The organism is Fructilactobacillus sp. X8R4C1 (genome assembly GCF_059900905.1).
In genome coordinates, this window is record NZ_JBWXVJ010000002.1 from 25,143 (window position 1) to 46,687 (window position 21,545).

The 21,545-nt window shown below is 36.1% G+C and carries 20 protein-coding genes and 2 tRNA genes; 16 read left to right on the forward strand and 6 right to left on the reverse strand.

All coding sequences use genetic code 11. The annotated features are described in order from the left end of the window. Window positions 1–113: 113 nt before the first annotated feature. Both AC6UDA_RS03075 and AC6UDA_RS03080 read left to right on the forward strand, forming a co-directional pair. On the forward strand, window positions 114–1,385 hold the full coding sequence (locus AC6UDA_RS03075) for a BspA family leucine-rich repeat surface protein (protein WP_500695735.1): 1,272 nt from the start codon (window positions 114–116) through the stop codon (window positions 1,383–1,385). A 104-nt stretch (window positions 1,386–1,489) separates the two neighbouring features. Further along, window positions 1,490–2,335, forward strand: coding sequence for a glycosyltransferase family 8 protein (locus tag AC6UDA_RS03080; RefSeq protein ID WP_500693636.1), 846 nt, complete (start codon window positions 1,490–1,492; stop codon window positions 2,333–2,335). Between the two features lie 111 nt (window positions 2,336–2,446). On the opposite strand, the gene AC6UDA_RS03085 is transcribed toward AC6UDA_RS03080, so the two are convergent. After that, window positions 2,447–2,530: transfer RNA gene (locus AC6UDA_RS03085), tRNA-Leu, on the reverse strand. Window positions 2,531–2,661: 131 nt separating this feature from the next. Here AC6UDA_RS03085 and AC6UDA_RS03090 point away from each other — a divergent pair. The 4 genes from AC6UDA_RS03090 (at window position 2,662) to AC6UDA_RS03105 (ending at window position 6,854) form a co-directional block, all read left to right on the forward strand. Continuing rightward, window positions 2,662–3,120 carry a MarR family winged helix-turn-helix transcriptional regulator gene (locus tag AC6UDA_RS03090; RefSeq protein WP_500693637.1) on the forward strand — a complete coding sequence of 153 codons (459 nt, stop codon included), beginning with the start codon at window positions 2,662–2,664 and terminating at the stop codon, window positions 3,118–3,120. A gap of 210 nt (window positions 3,121–3,330) precedes the next feature. Beyond that, window positions 3,331–4,878: a UDP-N-acetylmuramoyl-L-alanyl-D-glutamate--2,6-diaminopimelate ligase gene (locus AC6UDA_RS03095; RefSeq protein ID WP_500710891.1), complete on the forward strand. Its 1,548-nt coding sequence runs from the start codon at window positions 3,331–3,333 to the stop codon at window positions 4,876–4,878. Then, on the forward strand, window positions 4,868–6,124 hold the full coding sequence (locus tag AC6UDA_RS03100) for a carboxylate--amine ligase (RefSeq protein ID WP_500711129.1): 1,257 nt from the start codon (window positions 4,868–4,870) through the stop codon (window positions 6,122–6,124). The genes AC6UDA_RS03095 and AC6UDA_RS03100 overlap by 11 nt, the downstream gene beginning before the upstream one ends. A gap of 4 nt (window positions 6,125–6,128) precedes the next feature. Next, the gene (locus tag AC6UDA_RS03105; protein ID WP_500693639.1) at window positions 6,129–6,854 is read left to right on the forward strand and encodes an aspartate/glutamate racemase family protein; all 726 of its coding nucleotides are present in this window, start codon (window positions 6,129–6,131) and stop codon (window positions 6,852–6,854) included. Between the two features lie 22 nt (window positions 6,855–6,876). On the opposite strand, the gene AC6UDA_RS03110 is transcribed toward AC6UDA_RS03105, so the two are convergent. Beyond that, complete coding sequence (locus tag AC6UDA_RS03110) at window positions 6,877–7,212, reverse strand: DUF1516 family protein (protein WP_500693640.1); 336 nt, start codon at window positions 7,210–7,212, stop codon at window positions 6,877–6,879. A gap of 91 nt (window positions 7,213–7,303) precedes the next feature. Between AC6UDA_RS03110 and AC6UDA_RS03115 the strand changes: the two genes are divergently transcribed. The 7 genes from AC6UDA_RS03115 (at window position 7,304) to AC6UDA_RS03145 (ending at window position 16,699) form a co-directional block, all read left to right on the forward strand. Beyond that, a tRNA-Gly gene (locus AC6UDA_RS03115) sits at window positions 7,304–7,374 on the forward strand. Window positions 7,375–7,594: 220 nt separating this feature from the next. After that, window positions 7,595–9,286 carry an arginine--tRNA ligase gene (gene argS / locus AC6UDA_RS03120; protein WP_500693641.1) on the forward strand — a complete coding sequence of 564 codons (1,692 nt, stop codon included), beginning with the start codon at window positions 7,595–7,597 and terminating at the stop codon, window positions 9,284–9,286. A gap of 100 nt (window positions 9,287–9,386) precedes the next feature. After that, complete coding sequence (locus tag AC6UDA_RS03125) at window positions 9,387–11,501, forward strand: transglycosylase domain-containing protein (RefSeq protein ID WP_500710893.1); 2,115 nt, start codon at window positions 9,387–9,389, stop codon at window positions 11,499–11,501. A 53-nt stretch (window positions 11,502–11,554) separates the two neighbouring features. Then, window positions 11,555–11,902, forward strand: coding sequence for a YlbF family regulator (locus AC6UDA_RS03130; protein ID WP_500693643.1), 348 nt, complete (start codon window positions 11,555–11,557; stop codon window positions 11,900–11,902). 59 nt (window positions 11,903–11,961) lie between these two features. Beyond that, a complete protein-coding gene (locus AC6UDA_RS03135; RefSeq protein ID WP_500706612.1) occupies window positions 11,962–13,173 on the forward strand; it encodes a metallophosphoesterase family protein in 1,212 nt (403 codons plus the stop codon). Continuing rightward, window positions 13,163–15,724 carry an AAA family ATPase gene (locus AC6UDA_RS03140; RefSeq protein WP_500710895.1) on the forward strand — a complete coding sequence of 854 codons (2,562 nt, stop codon included), beginning with the start codon at window positions 13,163–13,165 and terminating at the stop codon, window positions 15,722–15,724. The genes AC6UDA_RS03135 and AC6UDA_RS03140 overlap by 11 nt, the downstream gene beginning before the upstream one ends. A gap of 15 nt (window positions 15,725–15,739) precedes the next feature. Beyond that, window positions 15,740–16,699, forward strand: a complete 960-nt coding sequence (locus tag AC6UDA_RS03145; RefSeq protein WP_500710898.1) for a 3'-5' exoribonuclease YhaM family protein — start codon at window positions 15,740–15,742, stop codon at window positions 16,697–16,699. Between the two features lie 36 nt (window positions 16,700–16,735). Here AC6UDA_RS03145 and AC6UDA_RS03150 read toward each other — a convergent pair whose 3' ends face one another. From AC6UDA_RS03150 to AC6UDA_RS03160, 3 genes are all read right to left on the reverse strand, one after another. After that, complete coding sequence (locus tag AC6UDA_RS03150; RefSeq protein WP_500695727.1) at window positions 16,736–17,617, reverse strand: peptidylprolyl isomerase; 882 nt, start codon at window positions 17,615–17,617, stop codon at window positions 16,736–16,738. A gap of 120 nt (window positions 17,618–17,737) precedes the next feature. Continuing rightward, complete coding sequence (locus AC6UDA_RS03155) at window positions 17,738–18,028, reverse strand: hypothetical protein (protein WP_500693648.1); 291 nt, start codon at window positions 18,026–18,028, stop codon at window positions 17,738–17,740. A gap of 3 nt (window positions 18,029–18,031) precedes the next feature. Beyond that, window positions 18,032–18,472 (reverse strand): HIT family protein, encoded by a 441-nt coding sequence (locus AC6UDA_RS03160; protein ID WP_500710900.1) that lies wholly within the window; start codon window positions 18,470–18,472, stop codon window positions 18,032–18,034. A 115-nt stretch (window positions 18,473–18,587) separates the two neighbouring features. On the opposite strand from AC6UDA_RS03160, the gene AC6UDA_RS03165 reads away from it, so the two are divergent. From AC6UDA_RS03165 to trmB, 3 genes are read left to right on the forward strand one after another with little or no spacing between them, the layout of a single operon-like run. Then, window positions 18,588–19,325, forward strand: a complete 738-nt coding sequence (locus tag AC6UDA_RS03165; RefSeq protein ID WP_500706604.1) for an ABC transporter ATP-binding protein — start codon at window positions 18,588–18,590, stop codon at window positions 19,323–19,325. Continuing rightward, window positions 19,318–20,532, forward strand: coding sequence for an ABC transporter permease (locus AC6UDA_RS03170; protein WP_500710902.1), 1,215 nt, complete (start codon window positions 19,318–19,320; stop codon window positions 20,530–20,532). The genes AC6UDA_RS03165 and AC6UDA_RS03170 overlap by 8 nt, the downstream gene beginning before the upstream one ends. Before the next feature lie 9 nt (window positions 20,533–20,541). After that, complete coding sequence (gene trmB / locus AC6UDA_RS03175) at window positions 20,542–21,183, forward strand: tRNA (guanosine(46)-N7)-methyltransferase TrmB (RefSeq protein ID WP_500710904.1); 642 nt, start codon at window positions 20,542–20,544, stop codon at window positions 21,181–21,183. Here the strand turns inward: trmB and AC6UDA_RS03180 are convergent. Next, the gene (locus tag AC6UDA_RS03180; protein ID WP_500693653.1) at window positions 21,180–21,512 is read right to left on the reverse strand and encodes a hypothetical protein; all 333 of its coding nucleotides are present in this window, start codon (window positions 21,510–21,512) and stop codon (window positions 21,180–21,182) included. The genes trmB and AC6UDA_RS03180 overlap by 4 nt on opposite strands. Window positions 21,513–21,545 lie beyond the last annotated feature (33 nt).

A 21,545-nucleotide genomic window follows, 5' to 3' on the forward strand; every position in this document is an offset into this window, starting at 1 on the left:
TTAATGTAATTATTATGGTATTTTTTTCACATGATAAAGCATAAATGTTGACATGACGGCATTTATGGCCTACTTTAGAAGTGTAAGGAAATATAAGAGAGTGAGATGATCTAATGAAAAAGGTAATTAAGGGAGCATTAATCGCAGGTGTGACCGTTGGTTTATTCTTTGGCTTGCAGATGAATAGTTCAGCAAATCACACTGAAACTACATATGCAGCAGCAACGGATACTAAGGAAATGACCTCACAAGCTAGACCTAGGATTTCTAAATTAAGATATGATAGTGGTACGTGGGGACAGGTCAACTGGAACTATAATGAGATCAATCGGACTTTAACGTTGAGCGGTAAAGATAAAACCTTGGGAACCTATGCATATTCACAACTTGGAGATTTACGTCAGGCTTTAAATGATGCGCAAGTTATTAATATCCAAGATAAGATGTATGCCCCATCAAATTCTGATTATCTTTTTTCTCAATCGGCAGATGATGACCCACTCCACCAGGGCAATCAAGGTTTAAAAAACCTGCAAACTATTAATGGTCTCGATAAATTGGATACATCAAAAGTATCTGGTATGGATTATATGTTTAATGGTGATACAGCACTAAAAAGTATTGATGTCACTCACTTTGACACCTCAAATGTTAATCGTATGAGACTGATGTTTGGTGCCGATATTCTTCTTAAAGACATCGACGTCAGTCATTTTGACACTTCTAAAGTTATTGATATGAGTTCAATGTTTGTTTATGACTATGCTGTTAAAAACATTGCCGGTTTAACGAGTTTTAAAATTAATCCTAATAATCGTAGTTTGAGTAATATGTTTCAGGATGACCATCAGTTACAAAGCCTAGATTTAACTAGCTTCGATACTCAGGCAGCTTCTAAGGGTAAATATAATGGATTGTCCGCTTTCATGAAGGGTGATAATAATCTTCACCAAATTAAGTTAGGTGATAAGACAATCTTAAGGGCTCCTGATGCACCTGGTGCAGGTCCAATTATTCCAGAACCGGTAGTAGGTACCCAGTTTGTATTTGACGGAAAAGATTACACTGTTAAATCACCCAATTGGATGAACATTGATAATAACAATCAATTGCAGAATAATTTAAGTCTTGCAGATGGACAATCACATCCCGGTAATTGGATTTGGGCAACCAATTACAATGTCCCTTCGATTTCCATAACTGAACAAGTTAATTTTGTAAATAAAAAGGGGCAGTACGTGAATGCAACTTCAGTTACTGGTATCCCAGGTGAAAAGCAAACTTTAATTGCTCCAACTGGATATCGATTTGAGAATAATAACGCTACCATTACCATTGGAAGTAAAAATGCGACGGTAAACGTTGTTGTTGTTCGAAATAGATAGGTCATAAAGTGGTCCACTTTTATAAATATCGCTACGAAAATTAGTGATACTTATTTTTACAAGTGGCCAAATAGTTTCAAATATTTTTGAAGGGGATAATGTGTATGATTACAATTGCATCTACTACTGATAACAATATGGCGATACCGCTGGCAGTCAACTATTCGTCAATATTGAACCATAATAAGAATTCAAGTTTCACGTTTTACGTTGTTAATGATCATTTAAGTTCCAACAGTGCTGATTTGTTAAAGGCCTTGGAAAAAGTCTACGACAACTGTAAGACAATTAACTTTTTGCAACCCAACACCGCTGCATATAAGGATGCTAATGTAAAATCTCCGGATAGTGCAATTAAAGAAAACACTTACTATCGAATTGAGATTCCTGAAGAAGTTCATGAACCTAAGATCCTTTATTTGGATGCTGATATGGTATGTGTGGGTGACATTTCGGATCTTTTTAATACCGATCTTGATGGCAACATTGTCGGTGCTGTTGAGGATTCTGGTTACGTTGACCGGTTAAAAAAGATGCATGTTAGTGATGAACCGGGTCAGTATTTCAATGCCGGATTGTTACTAATTGATACGAAAGCTTGGAATGATAATGACACTTCTGAGAAAGTTAGAAAGTTAGCAATTGATAAACCTGATATGCTGAAGTATCAAGACCAAGATGCTCTAAACGCCATTTTTAATGGACACTGGAAAAAACTTGACCCTAAGTATAATTTGCAAAGTCATCTAGTTAAGGGTGAGAGTGGATTAAATCCTATCCCAGAGCGTCGAGCAGCTGAGGCAAATGCACTTAAGCACCCTGTGATTATTCATTACACTAATTTTGATAAGCCATGGATCGTTAAAAATAACCATCTTCATCCATTACGCAATTATTATTACCAAGCTAAGAACCAATTAATTTACGATCTAGGCGATTATATTAGATAAAAAGTAGTGAGAGAGTGGACAATTGTCCACTCTTTTTGTTTACATAATTTAATTACTATTAATGAAAAAAGACGATATCAATAAGCTTGATAACGTCTTGTTAGTAACGAATGCCCGAGATGAGATTCGAACTCATACTCAGTAAACTGAACAGCGACCTGAACGCTGCGCGTCTGCCAATTCCGCCACTCGGGCAATTACTACCTTTCAATCATACAATAAAAATGTCGTAAAATAAACACTCAATTTTGTAGTATCCTTGTATTTATTATTTAATTGTGTAAAATATAAGATAGTACAAGAGTTTTTAGAAAGAAGAGATTATAATGGTTGAACCACGTAAGATTGAAAGCCAATTGTGCTTTGGAATCTATAATACAAGTAAAAAGTTTAGTCGGTACTACCAAATCGTTTTATCTCCATTTAATTTAACTTATCCACAATACATTACCATGTTGGTGTTATGGGAACATGCCCCAATGACCGTTCGTGAGCTTGGATCCTACTTAGACTTAGATAGTGGGACTTTAACCCCGTTGTTGAAACGGCTTGAAAAGCAGGGATGGGTGACAAGAACACGTAGTCATAAAGATGAACGAGTTGTCATCGTTGACACTACAGAATACGCTAAGGAACGTCGTGATAAAGTATATGAACACGTTAATCAATGTTTTTCTGTTTTGGATATGAGCCAGGATGATATTGAAAAATGTTTGAAGATGGTGAATGCAGTTGGTGACCGATTGGATAATGTTAGTGAGCAAAAATTAAAAGATGTTAAGTAGTAAAAAGACATTCTGTGTGAACTGGAATTAATTTAGTTTACGCAGAATGTTTTTTATTATATTAATTTATGTTTTCATTATTGGTTTTGAGTTAGTCATTATCTCTTTCTTTTGGTAGAATTGTCTAGGAGTAAATTAAAAACAAAATTAAAGTCCGAATGATTTATTTGGATTTCCATTACAAAAATTAGCGGAATGGAGCTGAATTTTTTGTCACTAAGCATTCAAGAAATTAAAAATATTCTTCGTGAACATGACTTATTAAAATCAGTTAATCAGACTAATGATAATGATTTTAACTACGTTAGTTATGATTCACGAGACATAAAACCGAAAACCTTATTCTTTGGGAAGGGAAACTTTAAGCCTGAATTTGTTACGTTAGCAAAAAAGGCTGGAGCAACTGGAATCGTGTGTGAAGATCATTTATCTGAAAGTAACGGAATGAATGAGATTTTGGTTACTAACATTCAAAAAGCAATGTCTTTGATCTCTGCTGCATTTTTCAATTATCCACAAGACGATTTGTTCATCATTGCCTATACGGGTACTAAGGGGAAAACGACTTCTTCATATTTCACTCGGGATGCAATTAGGAGGGCGAGTGGGGATAAAACCGCCTTATTTTCAACTATCAATACCGTGGTTGGTAATGAACCAAATCAAACATTTAAGTCACATCTAACTACTCCAGAATCACTAGATATTTTTAAGAATATGAGAGCCGCTGTCGATAATGGGATGAAATATCTCATTATGGAAGTTTCGTCTCAGGCATACTTAAAAAATCGGGTTTTTGGATTAAAGTATAACGTAGGTAATTTTTTAAATATTTCTCCCGATCACATTGGGGAAAACGAGCATCCGACTTTTGCAAACTATTTGCACTGTAAAGAACAACTCTTGGTTAATTCAAATAGATGCATTTTGAATGCCGATTCAGACCACTTGATTGATATTTATTATGCTGCCAAAACCACAACCGATCCCCAAAATATTTATTTGTTTGGTAAAAAGGGGACGACTCCACAACTTGAAGTCGACCTTGATTTCACGTACGAGCCAGTTTCAGATAGCTTGACTGATAATGATATTCAATTAAGTTCCATTTCTGATAAAGCTAAAAAGTTAGGCTTAGACGGAAATTATCGCATTGGTATTCCAGGTGATTACAATGAATCCAATGCAACCGCTTCGATCATATCGGCTGGACTTGCTGGCTTTAAACGTGGTGATATGTTAGATGGTTTGGCAGGAGCAAAAATTCCTGGAAGAATGGAAATCTTTAAGTCTAAAAACCATGGGAACGTTTACGTGGATTATGCCCATAATTATGCTAGTATGAATGCATTGTTAGGATTTTTAAAACGACAAGACCCTAGTGGAAAAGTTATTGTAGTGGTTGGAAGCCCGGGCAATAAGGGAATTGACCGTCGAGAGGGATTTGGCAAGGCGTTGACTCAAAATGCCGATGTAGCGTTTTTAACTACTGACGACCCCGCTTATGAAGATCCCATGAAGATTGCAAAGGAAATTGATAGTCATATCGATCATGATAAGGTTGACGTTCATTTCGAAATGGATCGTGAAAAAGCCATTAAAAAGGCCATTAATTTTGGTAAACGTGGAGATATTATTGTAGTAGCGGGTAAAGGACGCGATCCTTATCAAAAGATTAATGGTGTTGATACACCTTATCCAACCGATTCGGTTATCGTGGAAGATTACTTGGAGGGTTTAAATGGTAATGACAAATGAGAAAGTTCCGGATTTCACTCCGATCTTACTTGGAAGTGACTTTAATGTGTACGGGATGGCGCGTTCTTTCTACGAGTTGTATGGTAAGCGTGTCAAGGCTTATGCCCAGGAACGGTTAGCCCCCACAAGATTTACCAAAATTGTGGATCTGACGTTTATTCCGGGCTTTAGTGAGGATCCCGTATGGTTTAAAGAGATGAAAAAGTTAAAAAAGAAGTATGCCAACCACAAAGAACCAGTCATTTTAATTGGATGTGGGGATGGTTATGCTGAATTAATTTCTAAACATAAGAAAGATTTAGAAGATGTCTTTGTCTGTCCATACGTTGATTATTCGTTAATAAAACAACTTAATAGTAAAGAAAATTTTTATAAAATGTGTGATAAGTATGGAATGCCATATCCCGGCACCAAGATTATTTCCAAAAGCAATTTTGAAGATAATGACTTTGATCAACCATTTGATTATCCAATTGCACTTAAACCAACCAATAGCGTGGAATGGTTGGATATCCGTTTTGAGGGAAGAAAGAAAGCTTTTACCATTAAAAGTGATGCCGAGTATCGTGACATTGTTTCAAAAATTTATAATAATGGTTATACTTCCGACTTGATCGTCCAAGATTTCATCCCAGGTGATGACAGCAACATGCGGGTCTTAAATGCTTATGTTGACAAGAATCATCATGTTAAGATGATGTGTTTAGGCCATCCACTTTTGGAAGATCCGGCACCGTCTGCAATTGGTAACTACGTCACGATTATTCCTGACTTTGATCAACGGATTTATGATCAGATTCAACAGTTTTTAGAGTCGATTGAATTTACTGGGTATGCTAATTTTGACATGAAGTATGATGTTAGAGACGATACGTACAAGTTGTTTGAAATCAATTTGAGACAGGGACGCAGCAGTTTCTTTGTCACCCTAAATGGATATAACCTTGCTCAATGGGTGGTTCGTGATTACGTTCAAGATGACCTAGCGGACCAAAAGACAGTGTATGCCAATCAAGATCCTAAGAAATATTATTTATGGTTAGGGGTGCCCAATCGTGTTTTTCGTAAGTATGCCAAAGATAATGAAGATAAAAAGAAGGCGGAAGAGCTGATCAAAAAAGGTCAGTGGGGAACGACTTTTTGGTATAAAAAAGATGAAAACTTCATGCGTTGGCTACTTATGAAATGGATGGACCATAATTACGCAAAAAACTTCAAAAAATATTTTCATGTGAATAAGGAATAAGATAATGAAAAAGTTTTTCACAATTATTGGTGGGATGGGGACCCAAGCGACTGAGAGTTATGTTCATTTACTAAATCAACGGACCCCAGCTCACTGTGATCAAGATTATTTAAATTATATATTAGTTAATCATGCTACGGTTCCGGACCGGACGGATTATATTACTGACCCAAAAAATAATCCGAGCCCACTAGTTCCACTTGAAGAAGATATTAAACAACAGAGCAAACTGGGACCAGAATTTTTTGCGTTACCATGTAATACTGCCCATTATTTTTATGATCAGTTACAGAGTATGACGGATGTTCCAATTTTGCATATGCCTAGGCTAGCGGTAGCTGCAATTGCTAAGAAGTTTCCACACGCTAAAAGAGTGGGGCTAATTGCCACTAAGGGAACTCTAAAGGACAAGGTATATGATAAAGAAATTACTAAAGCTGGATATAAAGTTGTGCACCCGACCGCTGAAATTGCGGACGAGACGATGGATTTAATTTATAAAGGTGTTAAGGAGCACGATTATGTCGATCCAAAATTATACCATCATATTTTAAATCAAATGGTTAATGAATTGGATAGCGATGTAGTGATTTTAGGTTGTACTGAGATTTCGGTAGCAGAAGAGCGAGCTGGTAATCATGACTACCCTGTGATTGATGCGCAAGCGGAGCTAGTTGATGAATCAATTCGGTTAGCTGAAAAAATGCAAAAAAATAAATCATCCAAGTGATTGGATGATTTTTTAGTAGTAGTTATTGAATGAAAAACAAAAGCCCAATTGAGATTAAAATCGAAATCAGTGTCAATAAAATTACGTAGGGTTTTAAATTACCTTGGATTTTTCTCTGGTAACAAATATCAATGAAAGAAATCGCGACGATTGTCATTATAAAACTTAAAGAGACCAAATAACGATGCTCGTTAAAGTGATTCAGGGTAAAAACCACTTCACTAATCAACAAAAGAATGTAAAACGCGCGCGTATAGACGACACCCTTAATAATCTTTTTGTCTTGTTTACGCGTGATTCCGATTGTTAGTGAGATTAATAAAAGAATCCATAGTAAAGTAATTATGTAGATTAACATGATGTTTAGCCTCCAATCAAATTTTATCATACGGCTCTGTAGAAGTCTTGATGACAAGGGGTATAATTCATGATATAATTATACACGTATTGCGGGTGTAGTTTAGTGGTAAAATTTAAGCTTCCCAAGCTTACGTCGCGGGTTCGATTCCCGTCACCCGCTTTGGGAAGCTACCAACGATGAGAGTGTAGTACTAATTATAATTTCAAAGCAAATCTAAGTTGATGTGAGTTAGATAAATTGTGATTGGGAAGGCGTCCTTTCTAGGTATACAAATTTAATAATGAGTGGGTATTTCCAAATAGAGTGGTACCGCGGGTGATCTCGTCTCTTGCATTGATTTAATTAATGTAAGAGGCTTTTTATTTATGAGGAGGATATTATGGATTACAGACAACAAGTTGCAGACGTAGTTGCTGATGCAACTAACAACCAAATTTCAACGAGTGATATTTACGGAAAAATTGAGAAACCGAAAACTTCAGATAACGGGGACTTAGCATTTCCAACTTTTATTCTAGCTAAGGAGTTACATAAAGCTCCTCAACAGATCGCAAAGGATATCGTCAATAATGTTGATGGAAGTCAGTTTGATAAAGTCGTTGCCGTTGGTCCTTACGTTAACTTCTTCTTGGATAAAGGAAAAGTTAGTAAGCAAGTCATGTCAGAGGTTCTGACGGATAAAGAGCACTATGGTGATAATTACGATGGCAAGGATCAGACCGTGACCATTGATATGTCTTCTCCAAATATTGCTAAGCCAATGTCAATGGGACACCTTCGTTCCACTGTGATTGGAAATTCAATTTCCGAAATTTTAAGAAAAAATGGATATAAAACAATTAAAGATAATCATTTAGGTGATTGGGGAACTCAATTTGGTAAATTAATTACGGCTTACTTAAAGTGGGGAAATGAAGAGGACGTAAAGCGTCATCCAATTCATTACTTAGTTCAGTATTACGTCAAATTTCATAAGGAAGATCAGAAAAATCCTGAACTAGACGAAGAAGCACGCGAATGGTTTAAAAAACTCGAAGATGGTGATCCCGAAGCTACCAAACTATGGAAGTGGTTTAGGGATGTGTCGTTAGAGGCTTTTAATAATACCTATAAAAAACTGGGCGTTAAATTTGATACCTATAATGGTGAGTCATTTTACAATGACAAAATGGATGAAGTGGTTGACATCCTAAAAAAAGATGGATTGCTTCAGGAATCTCAAGGAGCTCAAGTGGTCGATTTAAGTAACGCTAACCTAAATCCAGCGCTGATCTTAAAGAGTGATGGGGCTTCTCTTTACATTACTAGAGACATTGCAACGGCGTTATACCGTGAACGGACGTATCATCCAGTCATGAATCTCTACGTGGTAGGATCCGAACAAACTAATTATTTCCATCAACTAAAAGCTGTCTTAAAAAAGATGGGCATAAAGAATGCGGACGGTGTTCATCATATCCCGTTTGGCTTAATTACGGTTAATGGAAAAAAGCTTTCAACTAGACGTGGGAATATTATCTTATTAAACAAGGTTTTAGATGATTCAATTACCATGGCAAAACAACAAATTGCTGAGAAGAATCCTGATTTACCGAATAAAGATGAAGTGGCTACACAAGTTGGGGTTGGTGCCATTATCTTTGGTGATCTTAAGAGTGAGCGAATCAATAGCATTGATTTCGTACTTAAAGACCAATTAAAATTTGAAGGTGAGACTGGCCCATACGTTCAGTATGCCCATGCTCGTGCTGAGAGTATTTTGCGGAAGTCGGGTAAAAAAGAATTTGATGAATCAGCAAATGAATTGACTGATGCAGGTGCTTTTGAAGTTATTAAGTTACTTCAGGCTTTTCCAGAAGTTGTAAAACAAGCTCGAAATGAATTTGAGCCTTCCGATATTGCTAAATATTCGCTAAGACTAGCTAAGTCATTCAACAAATATTATGCTCATTCTAAGATTTTAGCGGACGATGATGAGCAAGACGCCCGTCTCGACCTTGTCAAAAGTGTTGCGATTGTATTAAAAGAGTCGTTAAGATTGTTGGGAATTAAAGCACCCGATCAAATGTAGAATAAAGTGGATGTCAATTGACATCCACTTTATCTTTTAAAATCCATTAATGTCCATGTGTTACAATAGCATTTAATGATAAAAGGAGATTTGGACTTTTATGGATAACAACAGCAAAAGTAAGTCAATATTTAAAAGAATTTGGGGTTACTTCAGAAAATTCTGGCGTAGATTTCAAATTACGAGATGGATTATTGTAGTTGTTTTATTCGTTATCTTGGTTTTAAGTAGTTATTTGACGATTGTGGCAAAGACTTCGCACGTTCGTGATCTTCAGTCTAATTTATCAAAATCGACTGTGATTTATGATTCACATCACCAAGAAGCTGGCAAATTGTATGCACAAAAGGGTACTTACGTTCAGATGAATAAGATTTCAAAAAATATTCCTAATGCGATTCTTTCGACGGAAGATCGTAATTTCTATAAGGAACATGGCTATTCGGTTAGTGGTTACGGGAGAGCCATTTTACTTGCAATTAAGAATAGGGTACTTGGTCGTGACTACATTAGTGGTGGAGGAAGTACAATTTCGCAGCAGTTAGCCAAGAACACTTTTCTTTCCCAGCAACAAACTTTAACCAGAAAACTTAAAGAATTATTCATTTCAATTGAGATTGAGAACGTTTATTCAAAGAACCAAATTTTGACGATGTATATGAACAACGCTTACTTTGGTAATGGCGTGTATGGGGTCGAAGATGCCTCGAAGCGATACTTTGGGCAGTCTGCGGAAGATTTACCGGTCCAGGATGCAGCTGTGTTAGCAGGGATGCTATCGAATCCTAGTAATAATCCGATTGATCATCCGGAGGCGGCACGTCAGAGGAGAAATGTGGTTCTTGATTTAATGGCAAAGAACCATAAGATCACTAATTCAGAGGCAAAAAAATACCAGGCCATGCCGTTGAACACTAAAAATTCCTATCGTTCTACTAATGGGTATAAATATCCCTATTATTTTGATGCTGTTATTAATGAGGCTATCTCAAAATATGGATTAACTGAATCTGACATCATGAATCACGGGTATAAAATTTATACGAATCTAAATCAGCAACAGCAGCAAAGCTTTCAGACTGATTTTAAAAATCCTAATTTGTTTCCTAATGATGCTTCGGATGGGACCAAGGTCCAAGCTGCATCAGTTGCTTTGAATCCAAAAAATGGTGGGGTTCAAGCGGTTGTTGGTGGACGTGGTAAGACGGTTTTCCGTGGTTATAATCGTGCGACCGATATTAAACGTCAGCCTGGTTCGACGATGAAACCACTTGCGGTCTATACGCCAGCTCTTGAAAACGGGTATTATTATGATTCTGAACTTGAAAACCAGAAGAAATCGTATGGATCAAACCACTATACTCCGCATAATTACAATGATGTTTATACAGGAAAAGTTCCGATGTACCAAGCTCTGGCACAGAGTATGAACGCGCCCGCAGTTTGGTTATTAAATAAGATCGGAGTAAACAAGGGATACGATTCGGTTAAAAAATTCAACTTACCGGTCACGGATAAGGATAAGAATCTAGCATTGGCCCTTGGGGGCTTGTCCAACGGAGTTTCCCCACAACAAATGGCTGGTGCCTATACTGCTTTTGCTAATAAGGGGAAAATTTCACAGCCGTTCTATATTACTAAGATCGTTGATTCGACAGGGAAGACGGTCGTTGATAATGAACATCCAAGTTCAAAACAAATCATGTCTCCTTCAACGGCACGACAGATGACAAGTATGATGCTTGGTGTCTTTGATAATGGAACTGGTGTTGATGCTAAACCGAGCGGGTATCAAGTTGCCGGAAAAACTGGAAGTACTGAGGCTGATAATACTCCAGATTCCGATGCTACCAAAGATAAATGGATCATCGGATACACTCCTAACGTTGTGGTAGCAACTTGGGAAGGCTTTGATAGTACCAACTCTACGCATCATTTAGAGAATTTGACTGGGACCGACGTTGGTCCGTTGTACAAGACACAAATGCAACAAATTCTTCCGTACACCAAGGGAACCCAATTTGGTGTCCAAGACGCACAAATGGTGGCACGTGATGGTGATGAAGATAATGATACGCAGAATTCTAAACTATTTAAGGGTATTACTAATGATACTGGTAAAGTCGTTAAGGGAATCGTTAAAGAAGGAGCCAGTGGAATTAAAAAGGGTGCCTCAGAAGTTATTAGCGGTGCGAAAGCTTTACTAGGCCGATAGCTTCACGTATGTTAAAATATACACTGTAACAATATTTAAGGAGGGAAATAATTATGGCAGAAAATGATGTAATGAAAGACGCACAAACTTTACAGGATGCACTAGTAAAGACTGATGAATTTAAAGAACTCCAAGCCACATACGATGAGTTAAAGAAGGACAAAGATGCTTTTAAGACATTTAAGGACTTTCAAACTAATCAAAATGAATTAAGACAAAAGCAAATGGCTGGTCAACAAATTTCGCAAGATGATATGAAAAAAGCTCAAGATCTTGCCAATAAAATGAACAGTCTTGATATCATCAAAAAATTGATGGGTAAAGAAAAAGCAATGGGCAAAGTCATTGATGATGCTAATATGTTAATTACTAAGCCTTTACGTGATATGTATGAAGCTTAATTGATCGTTAATCGGAGCGCCCATTGGTGCTCCGATTTTTTTGTATGGGAGAAATTATAATGAAGTTTATTCATGCGGCAGATTTACATTTGGATAGTCCGTTTTTAGGAATCAGAGAGGATGCTACCACTCCGAGTAAGCTGTGGGACATTTTGCACGAGGCTCCATTCGATTCATTAAAGAAGATTATTGATGATGCCATTTTAGATGATGTTGATTTTGTTTTGCTAGTGGGAGATTTATTTGACAGTAGTCACCAAAGTGTCAAAGCCATTAGTTTTTTGATTAAACAGTTAGAACGATTGGATGAACATGATATTCCTGTACTTCTTTCGTTTGGTAATCATGATTATCAAAGTGAAGGTGCTAAAAATTTCAATTTTCCGGCTAATGTTTACGTATTTCCCAAAGAAGTGACGACGCATACATTGACTCTTAAAGACGGAAGAACAGTTGCTATTACAGGTTTTAGTTACGCTACTAGGAATATTTCAGATGATATTATCTCTGGATTTCCAGAACGTTCAAACGCTGACTACCAAATTGGGATGGTTCACGGTGCTATTAAGGGTGGCAACGACTCACAGTATGCACCGTTTACCATTAACGAAATGGAAAATTTGGGATATGATTATTGGGCATTAGGGCATATTCATAAACGTCAGCAGTTAGGTCATCATCCCTTAATTGAATATCCGGGGAATATCCAGGGCCGTCATAAAAATGAAATGGGTGAAAAGGGGTACTTATTAGTCAGTGATGAGACTAATGGAGGTTTAAACGTTCAGTTTGAACCCACCTGTCCGCTCATTTGGTCAAATCTTTCAATGAATTTACGGGGAACTGACTCAGAAGAAGCGGTCGTTAATCAAATTATGGAGAAAATTGAGTCGAGTGATTTTTCTAAGCTTAATTTGTTGAGCGTGAAGTTAAATATGAATGAAGAAGCCAATTTTTCATCAGAAGAATTGCTCGACCGGGTTAAGGAAAAGTTACAATATGATTTTGAACGATTTAATGCTTGGGTTTATGAAATTGACGTTGTTGATAATTCTGGGATGAAATTTAATGATCTAGATCAGAAATTCTGGGATGACACTAAGCATGAAGTTTATAATGAAGAAAACCTTAAAAATTTGGCGAAGAAGCTTTTTAAGCACTCTTACATTCGTGACAACTTTTTAAGTGATGAAGCCATCTCTAAATTACTTGATGAAAGTATGAATTTAATTACTAGTAAAACGAAAGGGAACGTGAAGGATGAGGATTAAAAAAGTTGAAGTATTCGGCTTTGGAAAACTTCATAATTTAACACTGAACTTTAGTGGGTTCCAGGTTATTTATGGAAGAAACGAGGCTGGAAAAACAACCCTCTTAAATTTCATTAAAGATGTTTTATTTGGCTTTCGGGACAGTCGGAGTAAGCGAGACTTCACTCCCAAAGATGACTATAAAATGGGTGGTCGTTTAACGGTTGAACAAAATGGAACTACTTACCTTGTTCAAAGAAATGAAGGTAAAAATGGTGGGTTATTAACCGTTTTTGATCAAAATAAAAATGAATTACCTGCTGGAATTTTGGATAAAATTTTAGGTCCAATCAATCGGGAATCATATGATAACCTGTTTTATTTTGGCAACGTTGATTTAAATGATATTTCGAGATTAAATCGTGAAGAATTGTCAAAACGAATCCAGCGTGTTGGGGTCGTAGGGATTGATAACTGGATTGAACTAGAGGACGAAAATCAGGAAAATGGTGGTAAGATCTATAAGCCGACTGGTAAAAAGCCTGAGTTAAACCGACTTTTAGTTGATCGAGAAAGATTGAACGCGAAAGTACATGAAGCCAGTAATGAATATCCCAAGTACCATGAATTGACCATTCAAGCTAAAAAAGAACAAGAAAAAAAGACTCAGAATCGCAATAAAAGAAATAAATTTTCTGAGCGATTAAATCAGGTTAATCAAGATTTAGCGAACTGGGATAAATATGCTCAATTAAGACAATTACAAGACGATAAATTAGCGGTTAAACACGGCTTTTCTGAGCATGACTTTGAAACATTTCAAGACATCCAAAATAAGATTAGTAATATTCAATTAGATGTTAAGAATGATGAACAAAACATTATTGATTTTAAGAATACGCATCAGGAATCCAATTCTGATTTGAAATTTTACAATGATAATGCTGATTTAATTCGTAATTTATATTTAGAACTGGACGGCCAAATCCAACAGGTCAGACGGATTGAACAGCTTGATCATGATATCAAAACATATCAGACTCGTTTGGCTAATGATGAATTTGATGCTGGTGGAAGTGAAAGTATTCCGTTTAATGATGATGAGATTGACAAAATATCGACCTTAATAGATGAGTATCAAAATGTAAAAGCACAAATAAACTATCAGGTTCATGCGATGCCCACAAATGAGAGCGGAGATAATTCGTTATCATTAATTGCTGATGCGGTTGGTCTAATAATTATTGGAATTGGAATTTTTATGGGTGGAGTAACTCTTCCTATTTTGGTGGTCATTGGGTTATTGTGTATTGGTTTTGGCATTTATCGTTATGTGCAAAAATCGAACCAACCAGTTAAAGAGGAGAATGATACTGACCATTTAAAGCGAAAATTGACTCAGATTGAGCAAGAGTTGGGTCAAATGGGAAACGAGCATCACATCCAGAGTATTCCATTTAACCAATGGACAAGTGCTTTACAAAACTCCATTAAACGACGTGACTTAGATCGTGATAGTTTACAGAATTTCATTGGAAACCAAAAGACAATGAATGAGAAGGTTGAGAGTTACCTCGATCGTTGGAATTTTGCTTCCAGTAAAATTGGTTTAAGTGATTCCGATAATGAAATGGTAGCGTTAAGTAAAATTAGACAGTTCATCTCAAATGTAAATGATCAAAAGCGAAATGCGGAACAGGTGAGCCATGAATTGAGTAGTTTAACTTCAATGGTTGATCGCCATCGTGAGCAGTTGAAAGAAGTAAGTGATCGGCTTGACCATTTCCTAAAGGAACGAAACGTTGCAAGTAGTAGTGATTTTAAAAAATTATACGATGAGCAGCGGATCGCTACGGATAAAAACAAACGTAAAGTGGAGTTAGAAAACTCACTTGATCAGACAATTGTTGAAAGATTACAAAAATACGATGATGTTAATCAGTTAAAAAAAGTGATTAATGATCTTCAGAAACAAATTGGACAATTGGACGCAGATTTTTCCGATCAATCTGATCGGTTGGCGCAACTTAACGTGCAAATTAATCACATGGAAAAAGATGGGACGCTTGATTCATTGACCCAGGAATTGGCCAGTATGGATACTAAAGTTAACGAATTGGTTCAAAAGTGGTTGGTTTACCAGTTAACTAATCAGTGGATTGAAAAAGTACTCGATGCCGCTAGTAGTGGAAGAATTCCTAAAGTTAGAAAGGATGCAGCTAAATTCTTTGAAACACTAACGGACGGTCATTATAGTAAAATTGATTATAATAAGAGAAGTATTACGGTTGTTAACTCTGATGGGGTTAAGTTCAAGGTTGAGGAACTTTCAAAAGGAACCATGCAGCAGTTATACTTATCGTTGGTTTTTGCGTTAACGTTGGCTTTTAGTGATGAATATCCAATGCCAATTATGATTGATGATGGTTTTGCTGACTTTGATCACTTTAGAACTGATAAGGCAATTGAATTAATGAAAGCTTTGGCTAAAAGCACGCAGGTGATTTATTTTACGGCTGATGATCGAATTAGACACGATGTAAGTGGCGATCATTTAATTGAATTAAAGTAGTGGAGGTGGAGTCAAATGAGCAAAAAATTGAAAGAATATCAAATGGATGAAGAAATCGATGCGTTTGTATTGGTTAAGTCGGCTGATACTAGAATTGCTAAGAACGGAAAACAATTCATTTCGTTTGTTTTTGAAGATAATTCCGGAGAGATCGGTGGAAAACTTTGGGGTGCCAGTAATGAGGATGTAAAGACTTTTAAAGCTGGTCAGGTCGTTCACATTAATGGCAAACGGGAAGCTTACCAGGGAAGTCCACAAATTAAGATTAATCATCTTCGACAAACAGAATCTGGTGAACCCAGTGATCCATCTAAGTTTATGCAACATGCTCAAATGACTCGTTCTGAGATGGAAGAATATATTGGTCAGACAATTTTCGAAATTATTAATCCAACGTGGAATCGAATTGTTCGGGTACTTCTTAAAAAGCACCAGGATGAATTCTTTACTTTTCCGGCAGCTAAATCGAATCATCATGCTTATGCAGGTGGATTAGCATTTCACACCATTTCGATTTTGAAGCTGGCCAAGGAAGTCGCTAAGCTCTATCCACAAGTTAATTCTTCACTTCTGTATGCAGGTGCCATCCTTCATGATTTAGGCAAGACTGCTGAGCTGTCAGGACCCGTTTCGACATCTTATACTAGTGAAGGTGATCTGTTAGGACATATCAGTATTATTGATGGGGAAATTGTTGAAGCTGCTGACCAACTAAAAATCGATCAGCATTCTGAAGATTTATTACTTTTAAGACATATGGTGCTCTCACATCATGGAATTAAGGAGTATGGATCCCCGGTTACGCCTGAATTGCTGGAAGCGCAGATTCTCCATGATTTAGATGAACTTGATGCTTCAATTAACATGATTACTGGGGCTTTAAATGATACGGAAGCAGGATCATTTAGTAAACGAATTTTTGGAATGGATCGAAATAAGTTTTATAAACCTGATAAAAAAGAAAATGGTCAGTAACTTTTAAGTTACTGACCATTTTCTTTTTATGATTGATTATTTCATTGGTTTTGGAGTTGATGTGTAATCAGCTAAGATGTTTTGTAAGTCTTTGTCTTGGATCTTTACATCTCCATCTTTAAGAACTTTTGAAACGACAGCGTGTAAGACATTACTATCGCTCATGCGTTCAGTTGCCAACTGGTCTTTTAATTCAGCTTTGTGATCCTGATATTTACCCTTGGAAGGGTGGTTTACCATTTGGATTACTTGGTATCCAGCTTTAGTTTTGACAGGTTCTTTGGTGTATTCACCATTTTTGAGTTTAAAGGCAGCATTTTTGAAGTTATTGTCAAGACTTGGATCCATATTATCGAATGGAGCCATCTTGCCGCCGTCTTTCTTGTTAGCATCAGTTGAGTACTTCTTGGCTAAGTCAGAGAATTTTTGACCGTTTTCTAAGCCAGAAATTACTTTTTCAGCGTCACCTTGATTTTTGGTGGTAATCTCATTAACGGTTACTTTAGGTTGATATTTCTTGAATTGGTTTTGCAAATCTTTGTCAGAGAAACTTGTGTTAGCAATTACAGCTTGCTTTAACAGAAGATTATCTTTGATTTGTTCTTTTAAACTTTTCTCAGTTAAACCTTGTTGACTGAGAAGGGTTTTAAATTGAGAACCATATTGTGACTTGTATTGGTTAAATTGGTCATCAACTTGAGATGATTTGACTTTATTACCATATTCTTTGTTAAGAACTTTGTTCAAAATCATAGTTTGGAGAACTGTTTTACCCTGTGGGGTCTTCTTCATACTATTGTAATATTGACTTTCTGTAATTTTACCACCACTAGTAGTAGCAACTGTTTTACTACCACAGGCAACCAGTGAAACACTTAAAAGTAATCCTGCAACTCCAACGAGCCATTTTTTCTTCATATATTAGCACATCCATTTCTTCAAAATATTAAAGTACTCAAGACATTCAGTACTCCATTTATTTTTAATATAACATATATTTGATGTAAATTAATATTTGGTCGAATAATTTAATTGAAATTAAATGTTATTTATTTCGTTAGATAAAAGATCAATTCTAGGCTTTAGCTGAAATTGGGCTTCCTGTACGTCACGATTAAGACCATCTATTATTGGTTTTGCATCATTTAAAGCTTTTGTGAATTGGTTTAAATTTTGTTTAACTGAACTAGCTGAATGAAAAATGTTTTTAAGGTCGGCAGTGGTTACGTTATCTGTGGGATTAGACTTCCTTTTTAAAAGTAGTAGACCCGTAACAGAAACACCAACTATTATTCCGGCACTAACTAAGCAAGCGGTCTTTTTTTTCATGAGTTAATCCCCCAATTGTTTGGTAATTGAATCGGCAACTTCTTGGTATTTAGTTTCGTCATATTCTTTAGAATTATCAGAAAAGTTAATTGAAAAAGTATCACCCACACTGTAACGGGGAATTAAATGAAAGTGAGCATGTGGAACAGATTGATAGGCAATTTTCCCGTTATCATTGACAATATTCATTCCCTTGATGTTTGGGTTAGAATTTTTGACCGCACGTGCAATTTCTGGTACTTTCGCAAATACTTTACTAGCTGTGGCTGAGTCAAAATGAAAAATATCCTGAATATGTTTTTTAGGAATCACCAGAGTGTGGCCAGGAGTTGTTTGGGAAATATCTAAGAATGCAAGAATTTCGTCATCTTCATAAACTTTATAACTAGGGATTTCACCCTTAACAATTTTACAAAAAACGCAATTTGGATCGTAATCAGTCATATAAATCTCTCCCTTCAAGTTAATCCAATTATACACTAACATTACCTGCATAATAAGTGATAGCAAGCAATTATGGTATACTGATTACAATAATGAAAAGAAATGAAGGGTAAATATGAGTTTGCAAGTAGAAGACTTGACTGGTGGCTACTCTGGTATGCCAGTCTTAAAAAATGAGACTTTTGATGTTAATGATGGCGAATTAGTTTCTTTAATTGGTTTAAATGGTGCTGGGAAGTCAACTACCATTAATCATATTATTGGACTCATGAAGCCATTTACTGGAACCGTTAAAGTCAATGGTTTGCAGATTGGTCAAAACATTGAAAAATACAAACAACAAATTGCATATATTCCGGAAATGCCAGTATTATACAAAGAATTAACTTTAAAAGAACACATTGATACTACTATCATGGCTTATAATTTGGATAAACAAGTAGCGTGGGAGAAAGCTAATCAGTTACTTAAGACTTTTCGGTTGGATAAACGACTTGATTGGTTTCCTGCCAACTTTTCAAAAGGAATGCGTCAGAAAGTGATGATTGTTTGTGCGTTCATTACTAATGCGTCGCTTTATGTAATTGATGAACCATTTTTAGGTCTCGATCCGCTCGCGGTCGATGATCTTTTGCAGTTGATTGAAGAAAAGAAGAGTAAGGGTGCCAGTATTTTAATGTCGACTCATGTTCTTGATACCGCAGAAAAGTATTGTGATCGTTTTGTGTTAATTAACAAAGGTGAGATTCAAACGGAAGGAACGATGGAACAGATTAGAAAAGAGTATCCCAATGATGGGAAGTCACTTTCAGATATTTATCTGTCTTTAGCAAGGGATGATAAAAATGAATAGGATTTTCCAAAAAAGGTTAAGCAATCATTTAATCGAAATGACTAAATACCTTAAATATGTTTTTAACGATTTTTTTGTGATTGCGATTATGTTCTTTGTGGGTGGTCTGGGCTACGCTTACTCTGGATTTTTAAAGCAATTATCAGGCAATTTATGGTGGGAGCGCCCGATTGCGATTTTGATTTTACTAGTGGTGCTTCAACTTGGTGGACTGGCAACTTTAATCAAGTCCGCTGATAAGGTTTTTATGGCCCCTAGGGAATACCAATTTGCTGGTTACTTTAAGGGAGCATTTCTCTATAGTTTGTTTATGGCATTGCTGATTGATTTAGTAACGTGGTTTGTACTAATGCCATTTTTAAGTGTTTCAATTGGTTGGACAATTTCAGAGTTAATCGGGTTGTTAATCGTAATTTTGCTTTTGAAAACCGGTTGGATGTCATATCAAGTAATCAAACTCTATTTTCAGTTAAATCGACATGTAGTATTAGCCGGTGTAACTGAGTGGGTTATCCCCCTTATTATTCTAGTATTAGCATTGTATTTTAATGTTTTTATAGCTTCACTATTAGCATTAGTTCTGGCTGCATTGTTAATGTATGTCGCTATTCTAACCAAAAATAAGATCTTAAACTGGAACTATGCAATTGAACATGAAGATTCTCGTATGAATCGGATTTATCACTTTTATAGTTTATTCACCGAAGTCCCTGAACTTTCAGGTCGGATTCACCGCAGAAAATACTTGGATCCAATTTTTAAGTTGTTAAAAAAAGATCAAGGTCACGTCTATTCGAATTTGTATCTTCGATCATTATTAAGAGACAGTGGACCAGGTTCACTATACTTTCGCTTAATAATTATTGCCGTTATTTTGGTATTGATTATTCCTAATCAAATTATTGTTTCGTTAATGACAATTATTTTTGTTTATTTAGTCGGATTTCAGTTAATCCCATTTTATGAGTATTTTGAAAGTAATGTGTTTACCCATATTTATCCGGTTAGTCAGAAGATCCAGCTGACGGATTTTCGACAGATCATTCAAATTTTACTTTTGTTTGAATGTTTTATCCTCCTGATTGCAATGTTAATCGCCCGGATGTCGGTTCCTGTAATCTTAATAACGGTGGTAATTTGGATTGTTGAGGGATATGTCTTAACGATTCCCTATTTAAATAAAAAAGTTAAACAAATTAGAAACTGAGGTTAAATGATGAGAGTTAGAAATAAGCCCTGGGCAAATCAATTTATTTTAGATCATCCTGAATTAATTGTTGATGATCCAGAAAAATACATGGGAAAGTGGGAAACACGTTTTTCTAGAGACGCCCCAATTTATGTCGAAATTGGTTGTGGTAAAGGAAAATTTATTACTGAAATGGCAGAAAAAAATCCCAATATTAATTTTATTGGGATTGAAATTCAAAAGTCAGTAATTGCAATGGCACTAAAAAAAGTCGTAAATAATCGTTTAGATAACGTTCAATTGATTCATACTGATGGCGGTCTTGTGAACACCATTTTTAAAAAGGGTGAGGTTTCAAAAATTTTCCTCAACTTTTCTGATCCCTGGCCAAAGAAACGACATACAAAACGGCGACTTACCTCGCCGCGTTTTCTTAAGAGTTATCAAGACGTGTTACCTGACCAAGCTAAACTGGAGTTTAAAACTGATAATCGTGGATTATTTGAGTATTCGTTGGTTAGTTTGAATAATTTTGGGATGAAGTTTGAATCCGTTAATCTTGACTTGCATGCTAGCGATGCTGCTAAAGATAATGTAGAAACTGAATATGAAGAGAAATTTAAAGAAAAGGGCCCAATCTATAAGATTGTAGCCCAATTTGTTGATTAACTAATCGACTTTGTGTTTAAAAGTTGAACGTTATCGAGGTTATTTGTGGTCAAATCGAATGTAAATCCATATGATTTAATGTCATGGTTATCATCGTCTAAAATGTTGATTCCGCCAAGGAACTGGCCATCTTCGTTTTGGTTAAAGTCGATCCAGTAACCATACAACTCACTATTATCAAACTTTTTGCTTAATGTATCGGACAAGTGACGTCTAACCCGATCTTGGTCGCGTTCTTGCTTGAATTTAATAAGTGAATACAGCGAAACTCCCGCAATTACGGATCCAGTAATAAAAGCTAGTTTGTGTTTTATGATAATAAAAAGCATCCCTTCGATTGAATTTGTTGAATTTATTATATA